Origin of the sequence: Mesorhizobium sp. CO1-1-8 (genome assembly GCF_020164875.1) — a bacterium.
Classification (GTDB): domain Bacteria; phylum Pseudomonadota; class Alphaproteobacteria; order Rhizobiales; family Rhizobiaceae; genus Mesorhizobium.
Map to the genome: position 1 here is coordinate 62498 of NZ_JAIUGZ010000005.1, position 17803 is coordinate 80300.

Annotated in this window: 14 protein-coding genes; 2 read left to right on the forward strand and 12 right to left on the reverse strand. The window is 62.5% G+C overall.

From position 1 onward, the window contains the following. Positions 1-88 precede the first annotated feature (88 nt). Entirely contained in the window at positions 89-1027 is a 939-nt protein-coding gene (locus LB558_RS11885; protein ID WP_348625597.1) for a GlxA family transcriptional regulator, read from the forward strand. Between the two features lie 38 nt (positions 1028-1065). Here LB558_RS11885 and LB558_RS11890 read toward each other — a convergent pair whose 3' ends face one another. From LB558_RS11890 to LB558_RS11945, 12 genes are all read right to left on the reverse strand, one after another. Then, positions 1066-1410: a peptidase inhibitor family I36 protein gene (locus LB558_RS11890; RefSeq protein ID WP_224697736.1), complete on the reverse strand. Its 345-nt coding sequence runs from the start codon at positions 1408-1410 to the stop codon at positions 1066-1068. 164 nt (positions 1411-1574) lie between these two features. Continuing rightward, entirely contained in the window at positions 1575-2423 is an 849-nt protein-coding gene (locus LB558_RS11895) for a DUF1194 domain-containing protein (RefSeq protein WP_224697737.1), read from the reverse strand. Between the two features lie 89 nt (positions 2424-2512). Beyond that, positions 2513-5074: a GcvT family protein gene (locus LB558_RS11900; protein WP_224697738.1), complete on the reverse strand. Its 2562-nt coding sequence runs from the start codon at positions 5072-5074 to the stop codon at positions 2513-2515. A gap of 155 nt (positions 5075-5229) precedes the next feature. After that, a complete protein-coding gene (locus LB558_RS11905) occupies positions 5230-5988 on the reverse strand; it encodes an FkbM family methyltransferase (protein WP_224697739.1) in 759 nt (252 codons plus the stop codon). Next, a complete protein-coding gene (locus LB558_RS11910) occupies positions 5985-7217 on the reverse strand; it encodes a hypothetical protein (protein ID WP_224697740.1) in 1233 nt (410 codons plus the stop codon). The genes LB558_RS11905 and LB558_RS11910 overlap by 4 nt, the downstream gene beginning before the upstream one ends. Before the next feature lie 24 nt (positions 7218-7241). Continuing rightward, entirely contained in the window at positions 7242-8672 is a 1431-nt protein-coding gene (locus tag LB558_RS11915) for an aspartate aminotransferase family protein (protein ID WP_224698027.1), read from the reverse strand. Positions 8673-8776: 104 nt separating this feature from the next. Continuing rightward, positions 8777-9784 carry an NAD-dependent epimerase/dehydratase family protein gene (locus LB558_RS11920; protein WP_224697741.1) on the reverse strand — a complete coding sequence of 336 codons (1008 nt, stop codon included), beginning with the start codon at positions 9782-9784 and terminating at the stop codon, positions 8777-8779. Continuing rightward, positions 9781-10215 carry an EamA family transporter gene (locus tag LB558_RS11925; RefSeq protein ID WP_224698028.1) on the reverse strand — a complete coding sequence of 145 codons (435 nt, stop codon included), beginning with the start codon at positions 10213-10215 and terminating at the stop codon, positions 9781-9783. The genes LB558_RS11920 and LB558_RS11925 overlap by 4 nt, the downstream gene beginning before the upstream one ends. A gap of 124 nt (positions 10216-10339) precedes the next feature. Further along, on the reverse strand, positions 10340-11692 hold the full coding sequence (locus tag LB558_RS11930; RefSeq protein ID WP_224697742.1) for an FAD-binding oxidoreductase: 1353 nt from the start codon (positions 11690-11692) through the stop codon (positions 10340-10342). 2 nt (positions 11693-11694) lie between these two features. Beyond that, positions 11695-13128: a UbiA family prenyltransferase gene (locus tag LB558_RS11935; protein WP_224697743.1), complete on the reverse strand. Its 1434-nt coding sequence runs from the start codon at positions 13126-13128 to the stop codon at positions 11695-11697. A gap of 206 nt (positions 13129-13334) precedes the next feature. After that, complete coding sequence (locus LB558_RS11940; protein ID WP_224697744.1) at positions 13335-13598, reverse strand: hypothetical protein; 264 nt, start codon at positions 13596-13598, stop codon at positions 13335-13337. Between the two features lie 155 nt (positions 13599-13753). After that, the gene (locus LB558_RS11945; RefSeq protein ID WP_224697745.1) at positions 13754-16240 is read right to left on the reverse strand and encodes a mechanosensitive ion channel family protein; all 2487 of its coding nucleotides are present in this window, start codon (positions 16238-16240) and stop codon (positions 13754-13756) included. 240 nt (positions 16241-16480) lie between these two features. Between LB558_RS11945 and LB558_RS11950 the strand changes: the two genes are divergently transcribed. Beyond that, positions 16481-17740 carry a sarcosine oxidase subunit beta gene (locus tag LB558_RS11950; RefSeq protein WP_224697746.1) on the forward strand — a complete coding sequence of 420 codons (1260 nt, stop codon included), beginning with the start codon at positions 16481-16483 and terminating at the stop codon, positions 17738-17740. Positions 17741-17803: the final 63 nt, after the last annotated feature.

A 17803-nucleotide genomic window follows, 5' to 3' on the forward strand; every position in this document is an offset into this window, starting at 1 on the left:
CGCGCCATGGCTGTGTGAGGTTCCCTTGAACGCCGTAAAGCATCCGATCAAGCGATCGTTTGTATTCTTCCTTATCCCCGATTTCACCATGATCGCTTTTGCGACCGCGCTCGACCCGCTGCGCTCGGCCAATCGCATGCTCGGCTACGAGGCCTATCGCTGGCGCCTCGCCAGCATCGACGGCAAGCCGGTGCGCGCCTCGAACGGAGTCGAATGCGCGGTCAACACCTCGCTCGAGGATGAGCGCAAGAAGATGGCAGGCCCCGACCGGCCGAACATGGCCATCGTCTGCAGCGGCATCAATGTCGAGCGTTACCAGAACAAGTCCGCCTTCGCCTGGCTGCGCGAGGAATACAATCGCGGCGTCGCCGTCGGCGGCTTGTGCACCGGCGCGCATATCCTCGCCGCCGCCGGCCTGTTGTCCAACAAGCGCTGCGCCATCCACTGGGAGAACCTGCCGGGCTTTTCCGAGGCGTTCCCGAAGGCCAATGTCTTTGCCGACCTCTTCGAGATCGACCAGAACATCTACACCTGCGCCGGCGGCACCGCCGCACTCGACATGATGCTGAAGCTGATCGGCGACGACTTTGACGAGAACCTCGTCAACCGCGTCTGTGAGCAGGTGCTGACCGACCGCGTGCGCAGCCCCACCGACCGCCAGCGCCTGCCGCTACGCGCCCGCCTCGGCGTCCAGAACTCGAAAGTGCTGACCATCATCGAATTGATGGAGGGCAATCTGTCGGAGCCGCTGTCACTGATCGAGATCGCCGACCATGTCGACCTGTCGCGCCGCCAGATCGAGCGGCTGTTCCGCACCGAGATGGGCCGCTCCCCTGCCCGCTACTATCTGGAAATCCGGCTCGACCGCGCCAGGCATCTCTTGATCCAGTCCTCGATGCCGGTGGTCGAGGTGGCGGTCGCCTGCGGCTTCGTCTCGGCCTCGCATTTCTCCAAATGCTACCGAGAACTCTACGCCCGCTCGCCGCAGCAGGAGCGCGTCGACCGCAAGCAGCTGCTGGCGGCCTGATCCGATGCGTAACCGGTCTGCACTCCGCCGCCTGAACCTCAGTAGTCGTCGCAGGTGCATTCCGCCGAGGAGATGCGGTCGTTCCAGTCACTGCCGCCCAAATTGCGGATCCTGCGCGTGATCTCGATCGAGCGGCCGCCCATCCGAGAATCCTCGTAGGCCACGAGCGTGCAGCCGCGGCGAACGATCACCGACGACACACGGTCATTCCAGAACTGGCCACCACGAAAATTCACGGAGTCCTCAGCACCCATGCCGATGGACCGCCCGCGAAAATTCCCGTTCTCGAACATGATGCAGGCAGCCTGGTCGTTGTATTGGGCGCTGGCGACGTCGGCATAAAGCACGGACGCGACTGCGGTCAGGATGGCAAGACGTCTCATCGGTGTTTCCTCGGTTCGGCCGCGCTCCTGGCTGGGTCATGCGGCCCGCCCAGTTTGCCACTGCTTCGGTCGCAGAGGCAAGCCTGGAGCGCAAGCCCGAACAGATGGGCAGCGGGCAAGAATGGAGCCGGTTTGGCCAAAGATACGCTCAACGGGGAAGAGCTTTAGCGGCTGTCGAACATCCAGCTGCGGTTCCGCCACATTTTCTCGCCGACCAGACAGTCGGTGGTGGATCTCTCCTGCGCCAATATCACCGGCGGATGCGCGGCTTCTTCCGCCGCCCATTGCGGCGAGGCCGGACCGGCGAGTTCCAGCACCAGCTTGCGACGGATGGCTTCGGGAAACTGCGTCCAGTCATTGACCGGGATCATGAAGGCTCCGGGACCACCGATGACGCAGTCGCTGTAGTAGCGATCGAGATTATTGACGTCATAGGCGCCCGAAAAATCGCCTCGCGTCATCAGCGGCAGGCCGTTGATGACGATGCCTTGCTTGATCAGATCGTCGCGGGTCAGATTGACCGGCGCACCCTGATTGTTGGGGCCGTCGCCCGAAATGTCGATGACCCGCTTCGTGCCCTGGTAGCCGCTTTCGGCGAACAGGTCGTTGCCGAACTCCAGCGCTCCGGAGATCGAGGTGCGCCGCGCGCTGTTGGGCGGTTGCGCCGACAATTGCGCAACCACGCGCTCCGCGTCGGTGCGGCTGGCGATTACTGTCCACGGCACGATGACGCGCTGCCAGCTAGTGCCGGCCCATTCGACATAGGTGACGGCGATCTTGCCATAAGCACCATCGGCAATGGCCTGCAGCACATTGTCGTGTGTCAGTGCCGCTGCGTAGCCGTGACGCTGGATTTCGAGTTCGTCCGGAGACATCGACAGCGAGACATCGACGGCCAGCACCAACTCGACGTCGACCGGCTCGTCCGCGAGGGATACTGGCGTCAGCCAAAGCGTCAGCGCGAGCGCGGCGCAGCCTGAAAGGAAATGTCTTGCGCAGGCAAAAGCAGACATGCCGCAAGGGTAAGCGAAAACAGCCTGTTTAAAAAGAGAAAAGCCGACGGCCAGGCTTTTGCCTTCATGCCCTTTGCGCCGGCCAGCAATCAGCTGCGCGGCTTCAAATTCTCCGGATCATAGAGCGGCTTGTAGCCGACGGCCGCCACTTCGACGGGATAGGTCTCACCGAAATACTCGATCGTGAGCTTGCGGCCTTCCTGGGCATACGCCCACGGCAGATAGGCAAGACCGATATTCTTGCCGATGGTCGGGCCATAGGCCATCGAGGTGGTGAAGGACCGCCTGCCAAGATCGTCGACCAGCGTCTCGCCAGTCTTCGGGTCCATCACCGGCATCGTGCCGACCGGATAGCGGGCCACGCCCTTCGCATCGACATTTTCGGTCATCACCAGCGTGCACAGCATGGCCGGCTGGTGCTGGCGGGCGCGGTATTCGACGTGCTTCGCCTTACCGCAGAAATCGTTCTCCTTGACCTTTGGACGAGCGAGATCCGCCTCGAGCAGATTGTATTCGGTCAAAAGGTCGGCATTCTGCAGGCGCAGGCTCTTTTCCATGCGGCGCGTGTTGGCATAGGTCTCGACGCCGAAAGGCATCACGCCGGTCGAGCGCAGCGCGTCCCAGACAGCGAGACCGTCCTCGTAGCGCATATGCAGTTCCCAGCCCTGCTCGCCGACATAGGAGATGCGGAAAGCGGTGACGTCCTTGCCGCCGATCCGGACCGGCTTGATCGCTGCGAATGGGAAGTTCTCAACAGTGAGCCCGTCCGGATTTTCGACCACCTTCTGCAAGGTCGCCCGGGCGTTCGGCCCCCAGATGCCGATGGTGACATATTTCTCGGTCACGTCGGTGATGGTGACATCGAAACCTTTGTCCTGTGCCGTGCGGCGCATGTACTGGAAGTCGCGCGGACCGGCGTCCGCCCCGTCGATCAAACGACAGCGGTCGGCCATGCGGATGACGGTAAAGTCGGCCCGCACCATGCCTTCCTCGTCGAGGAAGTGGGTGTAGATGCCCTTACCGACGTTGTTGTCGCCGCCGATCTTGGCCGCGCAAAGCCATTCTAGCAGCGCGACATGGTCGGGACCCTCGATGTCATACATGGCGAAATGCGACAGGTTGACGATGCCGCAATCCTCGCTCATCGCGAGATGTTCGGCATTGGACACGCGCCAGAAATGGCGGTTGTCCCACTCGTTCTCACGCACCGGCACGCGGTTTCCGTATTTCTCCAAGAGATGCTCGTTGGCGGCATAACCATGTGCGCGCTCCCAGCCACCCAACTCCATGAAATAGCCGCCGAGCTCCTTCTCGCGCTCCCAGAACGGCGATCGCCTGATGTTGCGGGCCTTGGAGAACGGCTCGCGCGGATGCACCGCCGGATTGTAGACCTTCATCGCCGTCTCGGTGCAGCGATCCCAGATGAACTGCTCCTTGGTCTGGTGCGGATAGAAGCGCGCATAGTCGATAGCGTGATGGTCGATTTCCGTGCGGCCGTCGGTCATCCAGTCGGCGATGAGCTTGCCCATACCGGGACCATCCTTGACCCAGATGGCGACGGCATACCAGAGGCCCCGCACCTTCTGGCTTTCGCCCATGGACGGGCCGCCATCGGCCGTCACCTGGAGAAGCCCGTTGAAGGAATGGCTCTCGTTGTAACCGAGTTCGCCGAGGATCGGCGTCAGTTCCATGGCGCGTTCGAGCGGCGCCAGGATCTGTTCCATGTCGAGGTCGCGCTGCGAGGGTGAAAGCCGCGCCTGGTCCTTTTCAAGCAAGTCGCGCGGATGGCAAAGGCGCGGATTGGCCTCTTCGTAATAACCCCATTCGATCTGCCCGCCCTCGGCGGTCTTGGGATCACCGGTGTCGCGCATATAGGCCGAATTGCCCTGGTCGCGTAGCAGCGGCCAGCCGATCTCCTTGCCGGTGCCGGCGAACTCGTTGTAGGGGCCGAAGAAGGTCAGCGGATGGTCGATCGGCATGACGGGCAGGTCTTCGCCCACCATTTCCGCGATCAGCCGGCCCCAGATCCCGGCGCAGACGACGACATAGTCGGCCTCGATGGTGCCGCGGTCCGTCACCACGCCTGATATGCGGCCGTCCTTGACGACAAGCGACCGGGCCGATGTGTTGGCGAAGGATTTGAGCTTGCCCGACCCTTCCGCCTGGTCGACCAGCTTGCCGGCGACCGTCTGAGAGCGCGGGATGACCAAGCCGGCATCGGGATCCCACAGGCCGCCCTGCACAATCGCTTCTTCGATCAGCGGAAATTTTTCCTTGATCTCGGCCGGCTCGATCAGGCGGGCGCGCGTGCCAAACGCCTTGGCCGAGGCGATCTTGCGCTTGATCTCCTCCATGCGGCTGTCGTCGCCGACACGCGCGACCTCGAGGCCGCCGATACGCGCGTAGTGGCCCATCTTCTCGTAGAAATCGATGGAGTAGAGCGTCGTCCAGCAGGACAGGAAATCGTGGCTGGTCGTGTAGCAGAAGTCGGAGGCATGTGCCGTCGAGCCGATATCGGTCGGGATGCCTGATTTGTCGATGCCGACAATATCGTCCCAGCCGCGTTCGATCAGGTGATGGGCGATCGATGCGCCGACAATACCGCCCAGACCGACGATGACGACCTTCGCCTTTTTCGGAAACTCTGCCATTGCCCGCGACTCCAAAATGATAAAGCGGGCGGACTATAGGGCGGAGCGGTGGCGCTGATGAAGCCTGTTTGCGACATTGGCAAAAAGCCGAGCGACCAGACGGCAGAATGCTTCACACCGGGCGTCCCGGACGGTTCGCTTTTCGGTGGGTTAACTCAGGCGAAGGCCCAGATGTCCTCGGCCTGGAAACCAACCTGGTAGCCCGAAGTCTTGAGCTTGACCACGACCTGGCCGATCTCGGCGGCCGGCAGCGCGCCGACCTCGACCTTGATCATGCCGGGGCGGTAGCGCTTGAGGTCTAGCTGTTCGAAGACGATCCAGTCGGCGCCCTCGCAATCGACGAGGAAGGCGTCGATATGGGTGATGCCGTTGCGGTCGAGCAGCGTCTGCAAGGTCTCGGATGGCACCTCGATGTCCCTGAGATGCGGCGCGAACTTGTTGAAGTTGGCGTCGGCCTCGCCCCAGGCATTCTTGCCCGACATCAGATTGGTGTCGGTAACCGACGAGCAGCCGATGAATTCGATCGGCAGCGTGCCGGCCTCGAGCGCGGCGGCATCGAAGGTGTGGACGGTGATCGTCCCCTTGGTCTTTGTCACCGCCACCGGCTCGATGATGAACCGGCCGGTGTCGGGATAATTGGCGCGCAGTCTCTTCTGGTTGTACGGGATCGGCTCGACAAGCATGGCCCGTGCACCGGGAATCCGGTGTAGCCACGGTGTCACATCGTCGAACAGCGCGCCGTCGCAGGCGCCGACATTGACCATCTGGAACGGTCGCCCTGCCCCGCCGAAGCGCGTTTTCAGCGCCGCCTTGGCCAGGAATTTCGTGCCGCGCAGCGACGGGCCGCGATCGAGAACGCCCTTGGGAAGACCAAGCGCCAAGGCAACGCGGGCCAAGCTGGATAGCGAACTCATGACTTGTCTCCGGGAATGATTTGCATGGCAGCGCGATTCTGGCCGCGAGCTACGGCTGCCCACAGCGCCATGAACGGCGTCGCCAGCAGCAGGAATGGCGGGATCAGATGGGGGAAATAGATCCGGGTGTCGTGGATCGGGAAGACGGTGAACTTCGCCAGCGCACCGAGCACCAGCGCCGCAAACAGGATGCCGGCGCGGCGATCGAGGCGGAAGCCCGCGCGGGCGGCGGCAAACCAGCCGGCCAGTGCCAACACCGACACGCCGACCCAGCTGTTCAGGCTGACGGCGCGCAGCAGCGAGGTAGCAAACGCCCTGAGATAGGCCGCGACCGAGAATGGCGGCTCGAACCCGTCCATATTGTAGTGCTGCTCGATGCTGGAGAACCACAAATGCGGCCACCAGCCGGGATGATGCGCCCAGTGCGAGATGGCGAAATAGGCGACGAAAGAAGCCGCAAAACCGGCCAGCGCGCCCCATGCCCACTGCCGGTACGCGACCAGCAGCACAGCGAAAATCGCAAGGAAAACAATATTGTCCGGCCGCACCATGAAAGCGAGGAAGAGCAGGATCGCGGTCGCCACCTCGTGGCCACGAACATAGGCATAGAGCCCGCTCAGCAACAGCGCCGATGTGAGCAGATCCGGCGTCGAGGCACGCGCCGCATCGCCGAAATCGGCCATGATCAGCACCGCGCCGACCACCGGCGCTAAAGCCAGTGCCTTTTCCAAGCGCAGCCAGAGCAGCGCGATCGCGCCGAACAGCAGCACGGAGAACACCGATACCAGGCGCATTGCCTCGACCGGCGACATCTCCGCGCTCAGTGTCGACAGGATCTCGGCATAGAGGAATTTGATCCGGTACATGCCGAGCAGCGAATGGAAGTCGGCGGCATCCTCCGTCATGTGGCTGCGGAAGCCGCCGCCATCATCGGTCAGCGCCTTGTAGTCGCCAGCTGAAACGCCTGATTTGACGGTGTTGTAGGCGTAGTCATGCAGCGCCTGCGCATCGGGATAGGTGCCTTCCTCCGATATAGCGAGATAGGGCAGCATGTCCCAGTTGGCGTCGGGCAGCACCCATGCCGTGAACGCCGTAAAAAGGATATAGAGGGCAAAGGCCGCCGCGCCGATCGGTGCCGCCAGCCGCGCATAAGTCCCCTCGCCCCACGCCAGGCCGACCCCGGTGAGCCGGTCGAGTAGGTTGTCTGGGGCGGGCGACCTGGTCAGCATTGTCGAACTCAGCGAGCTTCGTTTCTAACGGACTTGGCTTTTGACGAAGTCCTTCACGATCGACACGATGCCGCGCGACAGCAAGCTGTCGAAGGCATCGACGAAGCGGTCGACATGCTCGCGCTGGCAGATCAGCGGCGGCTCCAGCCGGATGACGTTGCGGTTGTATTCGGTGAAGGCGACCAGCACGTCGTAGTCGCGCAAAAGCAGCGCCCCAACAAAGCCCGACAGCGAGCCCTTCAGCTTGTCGTCGAGCACGCTGACGATCGGCCGCAGCACCATCGGCAAGGTCTGCGAGAAGTCATGGAACTCCAGGCCGACCATAAGACCCTTGCCGCGCACATCCTTGATGATCTTCGGGTACTTTTCCCTGAGCGTCTGCAGGCGCTGCAGCAAATAGTCGCCAGTGACGGCGGCATTGTCGATCAGCCCCTCGTCGTAGAGCACGTTGAGCCCCTCGATTGAGGTGACGCAGGCCTCGCCCATGCCGCCGAAGGTGGCCATGGCATGGATCATCGCCGTTTTCGGCGTGCCATAGGCCTTCATGTAGACCTCGCGCCGGGCGATCATCGCGCCGACCGCCGCCTTGCCGGCGCCGAGCGACTTGGCCAGCGCCGTCACGTCGGGAAGGACGCCGTAATGCTCGAAAGCATAGAAGCGGCCCGAACGGCCATAGCCGCATTGCACTTCGTCGGCGACCCACAGCACGCCATACTGATCGCAGAGCGCCCTCAGCTTCTGCCAATATTCGGCAGGCGCCTGGATGATGCCGCCGCCGCCCTGGATGGTTTCCAGCACGATGACGCCGACCTCCGGGTCGGAACGGAACAGGCGCTCGACCGCCCCGATGTCGGCAAACGGGATGCGGACCGTGTTTTCGGCCACCTTGAAGTCGGCGCGGTAGAGCTGGCCGTCGGTGATGCCCAGCACACCCTTGGTCTTGCCGTGGAAGGAATTCTCGGCATAGACAATCTTCGGCCGCTTCGAGCCGGCGGCGCGCTCGGCAAGCTTCACCGCCGCTTCCATGGCTTCCGAGCCGGACGAGCCCAAAAACACCATGTCGAGATCGCCGGGCGAGCATTTGGCGATGTTGTGCGCAAGTGCCGCCGCATATTGCGACATGAAGGCGATGGCGATTTCCTGGCGCTTCTCCTCCTGGAATTTCTTGCGTGCTTCCAGAATGCGCGGATGGTTGTGGCCGAAGGCCAGCGAACCGAAGCCACCGAAGAAATCGAGGATCTTGCGGCCGTTCTGGTCGATGTAGAACATGCCTTCGGCGCGCTCGATCTTGATCTTGTGGAAGCCGAGCAGCTTCATGAAATGCAGCTGGCCGGGGTTGAGATGCGCCTTGAACAGATCGGTCATGCGGGCGACGTCCATCGCCTTGGCCTGCTCGACGCTGATCAAATCGGGCTTGGCGATGGTGGCGGGCGACAGCGACGGCGCGCTGACCATGGTGCGCAAGTTGGTCTGTTCGGGCTTGGCCATGACGGTCATTTCAATCTCCTGTCTGCGCGCACGACCAGGATCGGGCGCAACGAAAGCAGTTTTGCGAGCCGCTATTCGGCGGGCACATGTGTGGTGGCGACTGCGTGACCGGCCTTCTTGGCGCGGTACTCGCTATAGGCAGCGATCAGCATGTCCTCGTCGCGATATTGCGGCACCCAGCCGAGCTGACGCCCGGCCTTGGACACGTCGAGCACGCACTCCTCGTCGGCGATCAGATACTGTTCCGGGTCCATGATCGGCATGTTCATCAGGTCGAGCAGGTCGAGCGTGCGCTTGACCGCCCAGCCCGGTGTCGGGATCAGGATCGATTTCGAGCCGGCATGCCTGATCAGATCGCCGAGCAGCTTCTTGACCGGCGGCGGATTGAGCGAACCGAGATTATAGGCCTCGTTTGGCACGCCGGCCTTCCAGGCCGCGCGGGCGGCCTCGGCGCAGTCGAACACCGAGATGAACTGATAGGGATTCCTGCCCGAACCGATCATCGGCACCGGAAAATTCCAGTCGATCAGCTTGAACAGTTTTTCCAGGATGCCGAGCCGGCCGGGACCGATGATCAGGCGCGGGCGAAACAGCGAGATCGACATGCCGCGCTTGCGCCATTCGGCGGCAAGCTCCTCTGTCTTCTGCTTCGACCAGCCATATTCGCCCAGGGGCGCCACCGGGTGCTCCTCGGTCATAGGCTGCGTGACCGTGTGGCCGTAGATCATGTCGGTCGTGTAGTGGACGAGTTTGGCCGCGCCGGCCCTGTCCATGGCCTGCATGATGTGCTCGGTACCGTGGAAATTCACCGGGAAGAAAAAATCGTGCCGCTTGGCGCGCACCTGGATCGGCGACAGCATCTTGGCCGACAAATTGTAGACCATGTCGTCGGCCTTGAGCCCAACCGCGGCGACCGAGGCCGGATCGGTGACGTCGCACTGGATAAAGCGGGCGCCGCGGTAATGCGGCAGGTCGCTTTTGACGATGTCGGCGACGACAACCTCTTCACCATCGGCCACGAGCTTAGGGGCAAGATGGCGGCCGACGAAACCGTCGCCGCCGAAAATCACATGTCTCATCGAACAGTCTCGTTTGCTTGGATATTGTCGGGCGTGATGGAAGCCGTCTGGTCCTCATGCCCTCGCCCACTTTGCGCGATCAGCACCGTGCCGACGCAGATGAAGGCGATGCCGGCGATCCGCCAGCCATTGAGGTCCTCGCGGAAGACGAAATAGGCGAAGATGGCGACGGCAACATAGGCGAGGCTGAGGAACGGATAGGCGAAGGAGAGCTCGACCTTGGACAGCACGTAGAGGTGCGAGGCCATCGAGATGACGAATGTGCACAGGCCCAGGAACACCCAGGGGCTGAAGACGATCTGCAGCAGCTTGACGAGCGGATTGACGCCCTCGAACGAGATCGGTCCGAGCGACATCATGCCTTGCTTCAGCATTAGCTGCGCGGCGGCATTGGTCATGACGGTAAAGAGAATGAAGACGATGTATTTCATGAGTTCCAAGCCACCTCTTCACGCTTCCTACTACAAACCCGCAAACATTTGGTGAAGTCCCAACAATATTTTGAGTGAATCGCGCTATTAACCGTCAATTAACCAAGAATTATTCGATTTTTATCTATTCGGCCGCCTCAACCGAGTCTCGTCGCGCATCCAATCTCTTCGCAGTGCGCGCCCAGAAGTCAGACATGAAGGCGTGGTCTCGGAGCGCTTCCAGCCGCTGCCATTCGGGAAAGGACGAAGCGAAGATTTCGGCCCCCATGCGGGCGTCCTTGTACGGATTGACTGCGCCGCCGGCCTCGACCGTGATGCGGTCGAGCTCCCGCAGCAGTGTCAGCGTCGCGGCGCCCTTATTGGGGAAATCCAGTGTCAGCGTGTAGCCGGGACGCGGAAACGACAGCAGCGCTGGCGAGCGGATAGAGCCAAAGCGTTTCAGCACCGTGAGGAACGAGCCCTGCCCGGCTTGCCTTGCAGCCGCCAGCAATGCCGGCACGGCCTCCCGCGCCGTCTCTTCCGGCACCACGCTCTGGTGCTGGAAAAGCCCTTTCGGCCCATAAAGCCGGTTCCAGTCGCGCACGCCGTCGAGCGGGAAGAAGAAGCCCTGATATCCGGCCCGGCGCGGCACCGTTGCCCGGCTCTTCCTCCCCCTGTAGGCAGCGTTGAAGGCGGTCAGGAACGGCCGGCTGAGCACATTGAACGGCGGCTGGACTGGCACCGAGAAATTGCCGCCGACGCGCGAGGCGGCATGTGAGCCGTGCTCGGCATGATTGCCCGACAACAGCAGGCCGCGACCGCTGTTGCGGCCGCCGGCCAACTGGTCGATCCAGGCGACCGCATATTCGTTGGCCTGATCGGCAGCCTCGGCCAGGTCGAAGAATTCGCCAAGATCGCGAAACGGCGTCGCCTTCTCGACGATGTCGAGGGAATGCACCCGCATCAACCGGATCGAGGCCGACAGGATGAGACCGGTCAGCCCCATGCCGCCGATCGTTGCCGCAAACAGCCGCGCATTGTCTGTCGCCGAGCAGCGATGGGTCTTTCCATCGGACCTGAGCAGCGTGAAGCTCTCGACATGGCAGCCGAAGGTGCCGCGCCGGTGATGGTTCTTGCCATGCACATCATTGGCGATGGCCCCGCCGAGCGTGACGAATTGCGTGCCTGGCACAACGGCCGGGAAGAAGCCGTAAGGGGCGGCGTGGGCGATGATGTCGGACAACAGCACGCCGGCATCCGCCTCGAGAACACCGGTTTCGGCGTTGAAGGCGTGGATCCGGTTCAGCGATCGCATATCGACGACCGCTCCGGCCTCGTTCTGGCAGGAATCGCCGTAGGAGCGGCCATTGCCATAGGCAAGCAGCGACGCCGGTTTGGCCTGACCGCCCTTCAGCAGCGCGATCGCCTCGTCGGCGCCGATGGCGCGCGGCGCCGGCGGTGTGGCAAGGCCGAAGCTTGGGAACCGCTCGATGGCCATGCCTACCAGCCCCCGATGACCAGCATCACCGCACCGATCAGCACCACGATCTGGCTGCGCCAGTCGCGGATGATGAACACGACCGGATCGTCATGCATCTCGTTGCGGCGCGCCAGGATCCAGACGCGCATGGTGAGATAAAGCACGATCGGCGCCAGCGGCCAGATCAGCCATGGATGCGGATAGAGTTCCCGCACCGCGACACTGTCCATGTAGAGTGCCAGTACCAGCGCCGAGGAGAAGGCCGAGGCCATGCCGGCCTGGGCGACGATCTCCTGGTCTTCGGTGCGATAGCCACGACCGGCAATGCGCTCGCCAGGCGGGATGGCGGTGGTGCGCAATTCGACGAAGCGCTTCACCAACGCCAGCGACAGGAAGAAGAAGATAGAGAAGGCCAATAGCCAGAACGAGACGTCGACGCCGGTCGCCGCCGCGCCGGCCAGGACGCGGATCGTGTAGAGGCCGGCGAGCGTCAGCACATCGACCAGCAGCATGCGTTTGAACGACAGCGAATAGGCAGTGGTGACGACCATGTAGCCGCCGAGCACAGCCATGAATTCGGGCGACAGGAACAGCCCGGTTCCGATACCGATCGCCAGAAGCACCGCGATCGCGCCAAGTCCGAACGGGATCGACAGCGCACCGCTGGCGAACGGCCTGTTGCGCTTGGTGAGGTGTTTGCGGTCGAGCGCGAGGTCGAAGAAATCGTTGAGGATGTAGATGGCCGATGCCACCGCGCTGAACGAGACGAATGCCAGCAGGCATTCCCAGATCATGTCGGTGTTGAAATATTCATGCGAGAGCACCATCGGCACTGCGATCAGCGAATTCTTCAGCCACTGGTGCACGCGCAGCATCTTGACGATGGTCTGCAAAGTCGGCTTCGGCACCGGCACCGTCTCGGCGCCATGTGCCGCTTGCCAGCGCGCGGCATGGCGGTCGGGCGCGACGACGATCGCGTTGCGTGCGGCATCGAAGACCTGGAGGTCATGGCGGCTGTTGCCGGCATAGTCGAAACCGCCATCGCCATAGGCTGCGATCAGCGAGGCGCGCTTCCTGCCCGAGGTGAGATTGGCGAGTCCATCGGTGGCCAGCACCTGGTCGAAAATGCCGAGATGGGCCGCGATAGCATCGGCAAACTTGCGCGGCGTACCGGTCGCAAGCACGATTTTGCGGCCTTCGGCGTGCTCGGTCCGGAGGCGGCAAAGCAGCACCTCGCGATAGGGCAGCGATGCCGGATCGATGTCGATGCGCTGCGCGATCGCCTGCTTCAGCCGCGCCGGCCCGCCGGCGATCCAGAACGGTACGAGGAAGATATAGAGTGGATTCTTCTTGAGAAGGATGAACAGCCCTTCCCACAACAAGTCGGTTGCGATCAGCGTGCCGTCGAGATCGACCGCAAGCGGTATTGCGTTCCTGTCCGACCGCGCATCCATGTCCGTCCTGCCCTGCCCGCGTAGAGTTCCGCGCCGCTTTTCGGCGTCTTGAGGCTGGTGTAGCGGGCGACGGCGTAGCGAACGTTAAAACGCACGGTTGCAGACGGCTGCCATGCCGGTATTTTCGGCGTCATTGTTAAACAACCGCTACCGAAAACGATAAAAGGCCGGGCAAATGCCCGGCCTCTGCAATCGTGACGCCTGGATTACTTGATGCGGGCGACACCGCCCGAGATCTCGACGGTTTCCGAACCGGTCAGGGCTTCGAGGTCGCCATTGGGCAAGGTGACGAAGCAGCCATTCGGGCAGAACTCAACCGTTTCGCCACCGGCCAACGCAAGGTCGGTCTTGCTGCCGCCCTCGGTCACGACCAGCGTGCGGGTCTCGGCGTCCTTGTTGACCGCGCTCGCGGCATGGACCGAGCCGATGGCGGCGATCAGGGCGACGGCAGCGACGAGAGACTTCCACATGGTGCAATATCGGTGTTCCCACCGCCTCTGTTGCATTTCGCGAGGCATTTTCGCCTTTGCATGGAGCTTATATGAGATGGAAGCTGAACCGCAACTGAATGCCCCATTCATGCCGCAATCGATTCCGGCAGGATTGAGGTCGACGGAGTCGGAGCCTAGTCCGGATCCGGCTTCTTGGTTTTGCGGGACTTGACCAGTCGCTTCTTCTCCGCCTCGGCTTCGGCCCTTATCTGCTCCTGTTCGGCGAAGTCGGCCTCGATCTTGTCGTCGTCTGTCGGCCAGGCCTTGGGCTTGTGGGCCTCGACCACGGCGCGCGGCGTCGAGGGGATCTCGATGTGTTCGCTGCTGAATTTTTCCAGGACGGCAAAACGGATGTCGTTCTGCGCGATGTTGCCGTTCATCACATCGGCCAGGAACACGCGGATCTCGAATTCCAGGGCGGCAGGGCCGAAATTGGAAAACAGCACGAAGGGTTCGGGGTTCTTCAGCACCATCGGGTGGCTGCGGGCGATCTCCAGCAGGACGGCATGAACCTGTTTGACGTCGCTGCCATAAGCGACGCCGATCTTGATGTCGATGCGGCCGAGCTTGTTGCGGTGCGTCCAGTTGCCGACGGCGTTGTTGATCAGGTTCGAGTTGGGCAGGATCACCGATTGCCGCTGGAAGGTTTCGATCTCGGTGGCGCGCACGCTGATCTTCTTGACTGTGCCGCTGACATCGCCGGCAACGATCCAGTCGCCCACCTTGAACGGCCGTTCGGCCAACAGGATCAGGCCGGAAACGAAATTGGACACCACGTTCTGCAGGCCAAAGCCGATACCGAGGGAAAGCGCGCCGGCGACCAGCGCCAGGCTGGACAGATCGATGCCCGCAGCCGAGATGCCGACCAGTGCCGCGAGCGCGACGCCGGCATAGCCGACCGCCAGCCGGATCGAGTTGCGCACCCCGGTATCGACCTTGCCACGCGCCATCACGGAACCGTCGAGCCAGCCCTGGAACCAGCGCGTCAGGAAATAGCCTATGACGAAGACGACGATGCCGGAGAGGATGCCGGTGACCGAGATCGTCACCGAGCCGATGTTGATCCCGGTGGCGAGCTTGTAGGCCCAAGCCTGGATATCGCCGGGCTGGAAACCCCACATCAGCAGGATCAGAGGCAGGAACACCAGCACGATCATCACATTGATGGCGACGCTGACGACAAGGCCGAGTTGGTCGAGTGCGGTGTCCTCGTAGCTGGAACTGGCCGACAGCCATCGCCCGACGGTCGTGTTGGCGAAAGCACCCTCCTCGCCGATCGCCCGCGCAGACAGGAAGCCGATATAGGCGGTAATCAGCACGGTGCCGGTAACGACGACCTGCAACGAAACGAACAGAGCAAGGCCGATGTAACCGAGCAGCGCCGCGACGATGGTGAAAAGACCGAGCGCAAGCGCCGTATAGCGCAGCCATGCCGGCCACGGCCGCCAGCTTCCGTCATGCGCCTTGAACGGCCTCAGCATCGCCATCAGGATCAGGATGACGCCGACGATGATGGTGGCGCCGAAACTCCGGGCGATGGTCAGCGACAGCGGCGAGCCCATCTTGTCGTTGATGACCGACAGGAAATAGTTGACGCCGATGACCACGGCCATTGCGGTCGTCAGCCGCACCAGCCAGCGCGCCGGACCTGTCTCGACCGGGATAAGGCGCCAATTCGGCAGCCGCGGCTCGAGCGCCGCATTGGTCAATCGGTTGACGCAGAACACCACCCCGATGACGGCCGCGAGCGCATTCAGGAAGAGGCCGATGTCACCACGCAACACATTGTAATAGTTGAAAAAGAACACCGTGGAGGCCAAAAACACGCCGACGGCCAGCGTCGGCAGCAAGGTCGACCAGAAGGCCACCGACAAGCGGCTGAGATAGGATGGATCCTCATTGGCAGGGTCGGCTTCGAACACACGCCCGAAAAGACGCCGGCCACCGACCAGCAGCACCAGCGCCAGCCCGAGCGCCACGAAGGTTGCCGCCAGGATGGCCTGGAACTTGAACTTGAAAGCGAAGCTTAGCCATGACGACACCGCCTTGTAGAAATTGCCGAATTCGTCCCTGGCGTCCGAAAAGACCTGCGGGCTGAGCGCGTCGGACAGCACATAGCGCTTGGTGAGCACATTGCGGAACAGCTCGCTGCGCATGTTGCCGATCTGGTCGATCAGCCCGCTGATACGGATCGAAAGCGATTGGGCTTGCGCAATGACGGCGTTGATCTCCGCCTTTTCCGACACCAGCGCCTCGCGTTCGCCGCTGACGATGTCGGGCTCCGGCGGCTGACCTGCCGCAGGTGCCGCGCCAAGCTGCTCGAGCCGGCCGTTGATCTCGCCAAGACGCGTTCGGAAGGCCAGTGCGCTGTTCAGCGATTGCCGCGACAACTCCTCGAGCTGCAAGCGGATATCGACGAGGCTGCTATCCTCCTCGGCGTCCTGCTGGATCTGCTTTTCGAAATTGTCGGTCTTGGTCGTCAGCGCCTGGATGATCTTCTGCTGGTCGGCGACCAGTCCGGCAGGAGCCTGGCCAAGCCCCTGTGCCACCGCATCGAACGACATCGGCGCCGAGACGGCAAGCGTGAGGATCAAAATGAGACGAAGCAATCGGAAAAGCATGATTTGTTGGCGACTCATCGGCGGCAAAGGCAATTTGAAAGCCTACACTTGATAAAGACGGCCCTATCATGGGGCAAGCCGTCGTATCGCGAGCCCACCCGATCACTGGCCTCAACCGATCACTCACTCCGATTGCTCCCATCCCAAGCGTCGGCCAGTCGAAAGGCAATGGCGCAATATTGGCTTTGCGGATGCGGCCTGCTCTATAGTCTGCCGCATCGCCCGAACCGGATGACATCAATGGCAGAGTACTCGGCCTTTTCGCTGCTCGCGAACGCGCTCAAGGGAAACAAGGATTGGAAGCCGGCATGGCGCAAGCCGGACCCGAAGGCGTCCTATGACGTCATCATCATCGGTGGCGGCGGTCACGGGCTGGCGACCGCCTACTATCTCGCCAAGGAACACGGCATCACCAATGTCGCGGTTGTGGAAAAGGGTTGGCTCGGCTCCGGCAATGTCGGCCGCAACACCACGGCCGTGCGCTCGAACTATCTGCTGCCGGCCAACACCCGCTTCTACGAACACTCGATGAAGTTGTGGGAGAACCTGTCGCACGAGCTCAACTACAATGTCATGTTCTCGCAGCGCGGCTGCTTGAACCTGGCGCACACGCCGGCCCAGTTCGACGACTATGCAAGGCGCGGCAACGCCATGCGCCATCTCGGCGTCGACGCGGAATTGATGACACCGGCCCAAATCAAACGTCTGATCCCGGCGCTCGATATCTCCGACAGCGCCCGCTTTCCGGTCGTCGGCGGCCTGATGCAGCGCCGCGCCGGCACCGCCCGCCACGATGCGGTGGCCTGGGGCTATGCGCGTGGCGCCGACCGTCGCGGCGTCGACATCATCGAGAATTGCGAGGTCACCGGCTTCCTGCGCGATGGCGACCGTATATCAGGCGTCACCACTTCGCGCGGCGACATCCGCGCCAGGAAGGTGGCCGTTGCGGTCGCCGGCAGCACCGGACGGGTCATGCAGCTGGCAGGCATCGAGACGATGCCGATCGAGAGCCATGTGCTGCAGGCCTTCGTGACGGAATCGCTGAAACCCTTCATCGACACGGTCGTCACCTTCGGCATGGGCCATTTCTACATGTCGCAGTCGGACAAGGGCGGCCTCATCTATGGCGGCGACATCGACGGCTACAACAGCTACGCCCAGCGCGGCAACCTGCCTGTCGTCGACGAGGTGATGAGCGAAATGCTGGCGCTGTTTCCGGGTCTTGCCCGCGTGCGCATGCTGCGCTCCTGGGGCGGCGTCTGCGACATGTCGATGGACGGCTCGCCGATCATCACCACCGGTCCCCTGCCCGGCATGTATCTCAACTGCGGCTGGTGCTATGGCGGCTTCAAGGCGACGCCGGCTTCCGGCTGGTGCTTTGCTTGGACCATCGCCAAGGACCAGCCGCACGACCTCAACGCCCCCTTCACGCTCGACCGCTTCCACCGCGGCCTGGTGATCGACGACAAGGGCCAGGGTGCAAACCCGCGGCTGCATTAGGACCATGATCCGGAAAAGTGGAGGCCGGTTTTCCGACAAGATCATGGTCAAACAAGAAGATAA

What these genes read in the sequence shown, in the direction of transcription:
- LB558_RS11885 (WP_348625597.1), top strand. Translation starts at nt 89, where the DNA reads ATGATCGCTTTTGCGACCGCGCTCGACCCGCTGCGCTCGGCCAATCGC.
- LB558_RS11890 (WP_224697736.1), bottom strand. Translation starts at nt 1,410, where the DNA reads ATGAGACGTCTTGCCATCCTGACCGCAGTCGCGTCCGTGCTTTATGCC.
- LB558_RS11895 (WP_224697737.1), bottom strand. Translation starts at nt 2,423, where the DNA reads ATGTCTGCTTTTGCCTGCGCAAGACATTTCCTTTCAGGCTGCGCCGCG.
- LB558_RS11900 (WP_224697738.1), bottom strand. Translation starts at nt 5,074, where the DNA reads ATGGCAGAGTTTCCGAAAAAGGCGAAGGTCGTCATCGTCGGTCTGGGC.
- LB558_RS11905 (WP_224697739.1), bottom strand. Translation starts at nt 5,988, where the DNA reads ATGAGTTCGCTATCCAGCTTGGCCCGCGTTGCCTTGGCGCTTGGTCTT.
- LB558_RS11910 (WP_224697740.1), bottom strand. Translation starts at nt 7,217, where the DNA reads ATGCTGACCAGGTCGCCCGCCCCAGACAACCTACTCGACCGGCTCACC.
- LB558_RS11915 (WP_224698027.1), bottom strand. Translation starts at nt 8,672, where the DNA reads ATGGTCAGCGCGCCGTCGCTGTCGCCCGCCACCATCGCCAAGCCCGAT.
- LB558_RS11920 (WP_224697741.1), bottom strand. Translation starts at nt 9,784, where the DNA reads ATGAGACATGTGATTTTCGGCGGCGACGGTTTCGTCGGCCGCCATCTT.
- LB558_RS11925 (WP_224698028.1), bottom strand. Translation starts at nt 10,215, where the DNA reads ATGAAATACATCGTCTTCATTCTCTTTACCGTCATGACCAATGCCGCC.
- LB558_RS11930 (WP_224697742.1), bottom strand. Translation starts at nt 11,692, where the DNA reads ATGGCCATCGAGCGGTTCCCAAGCTTCGGCCTTGCCACACCGCCGGCG.
- LB558_RS11935 (WP_224697743.1), bottom strand. Translation starts at nt 13,128, where the DNA reads ATGGATGCGCGGTCGGACAGGAACGCAATACCGCTTGCGGTCGATCTC.
- LB558_RS11940 (WP_224697744.1), bottom strand. Translation starts at nt 13,598, where the DNA reads ATGTGGAAGTCTCTCGTCGCTGCCGTCGCCCTGATCGCCGCCATCGGC.
- LB558_RS11945 (WP_224697745.1), bottom strand. Translation starts at nt 16,240, where the DNA reads ATGCTTTTCCGATTGCTTCGTCTCATTTTGATCCTCACGCTTGCCGTC.
- LB558_RS11950 (WP_224697746.1), top strand. Translation starts at nt 16,481, where the DNA reads ATGGCAGAGTACTCGGCCTTTTCGCTGCTCGCGAACGCGCTCAAGGGA.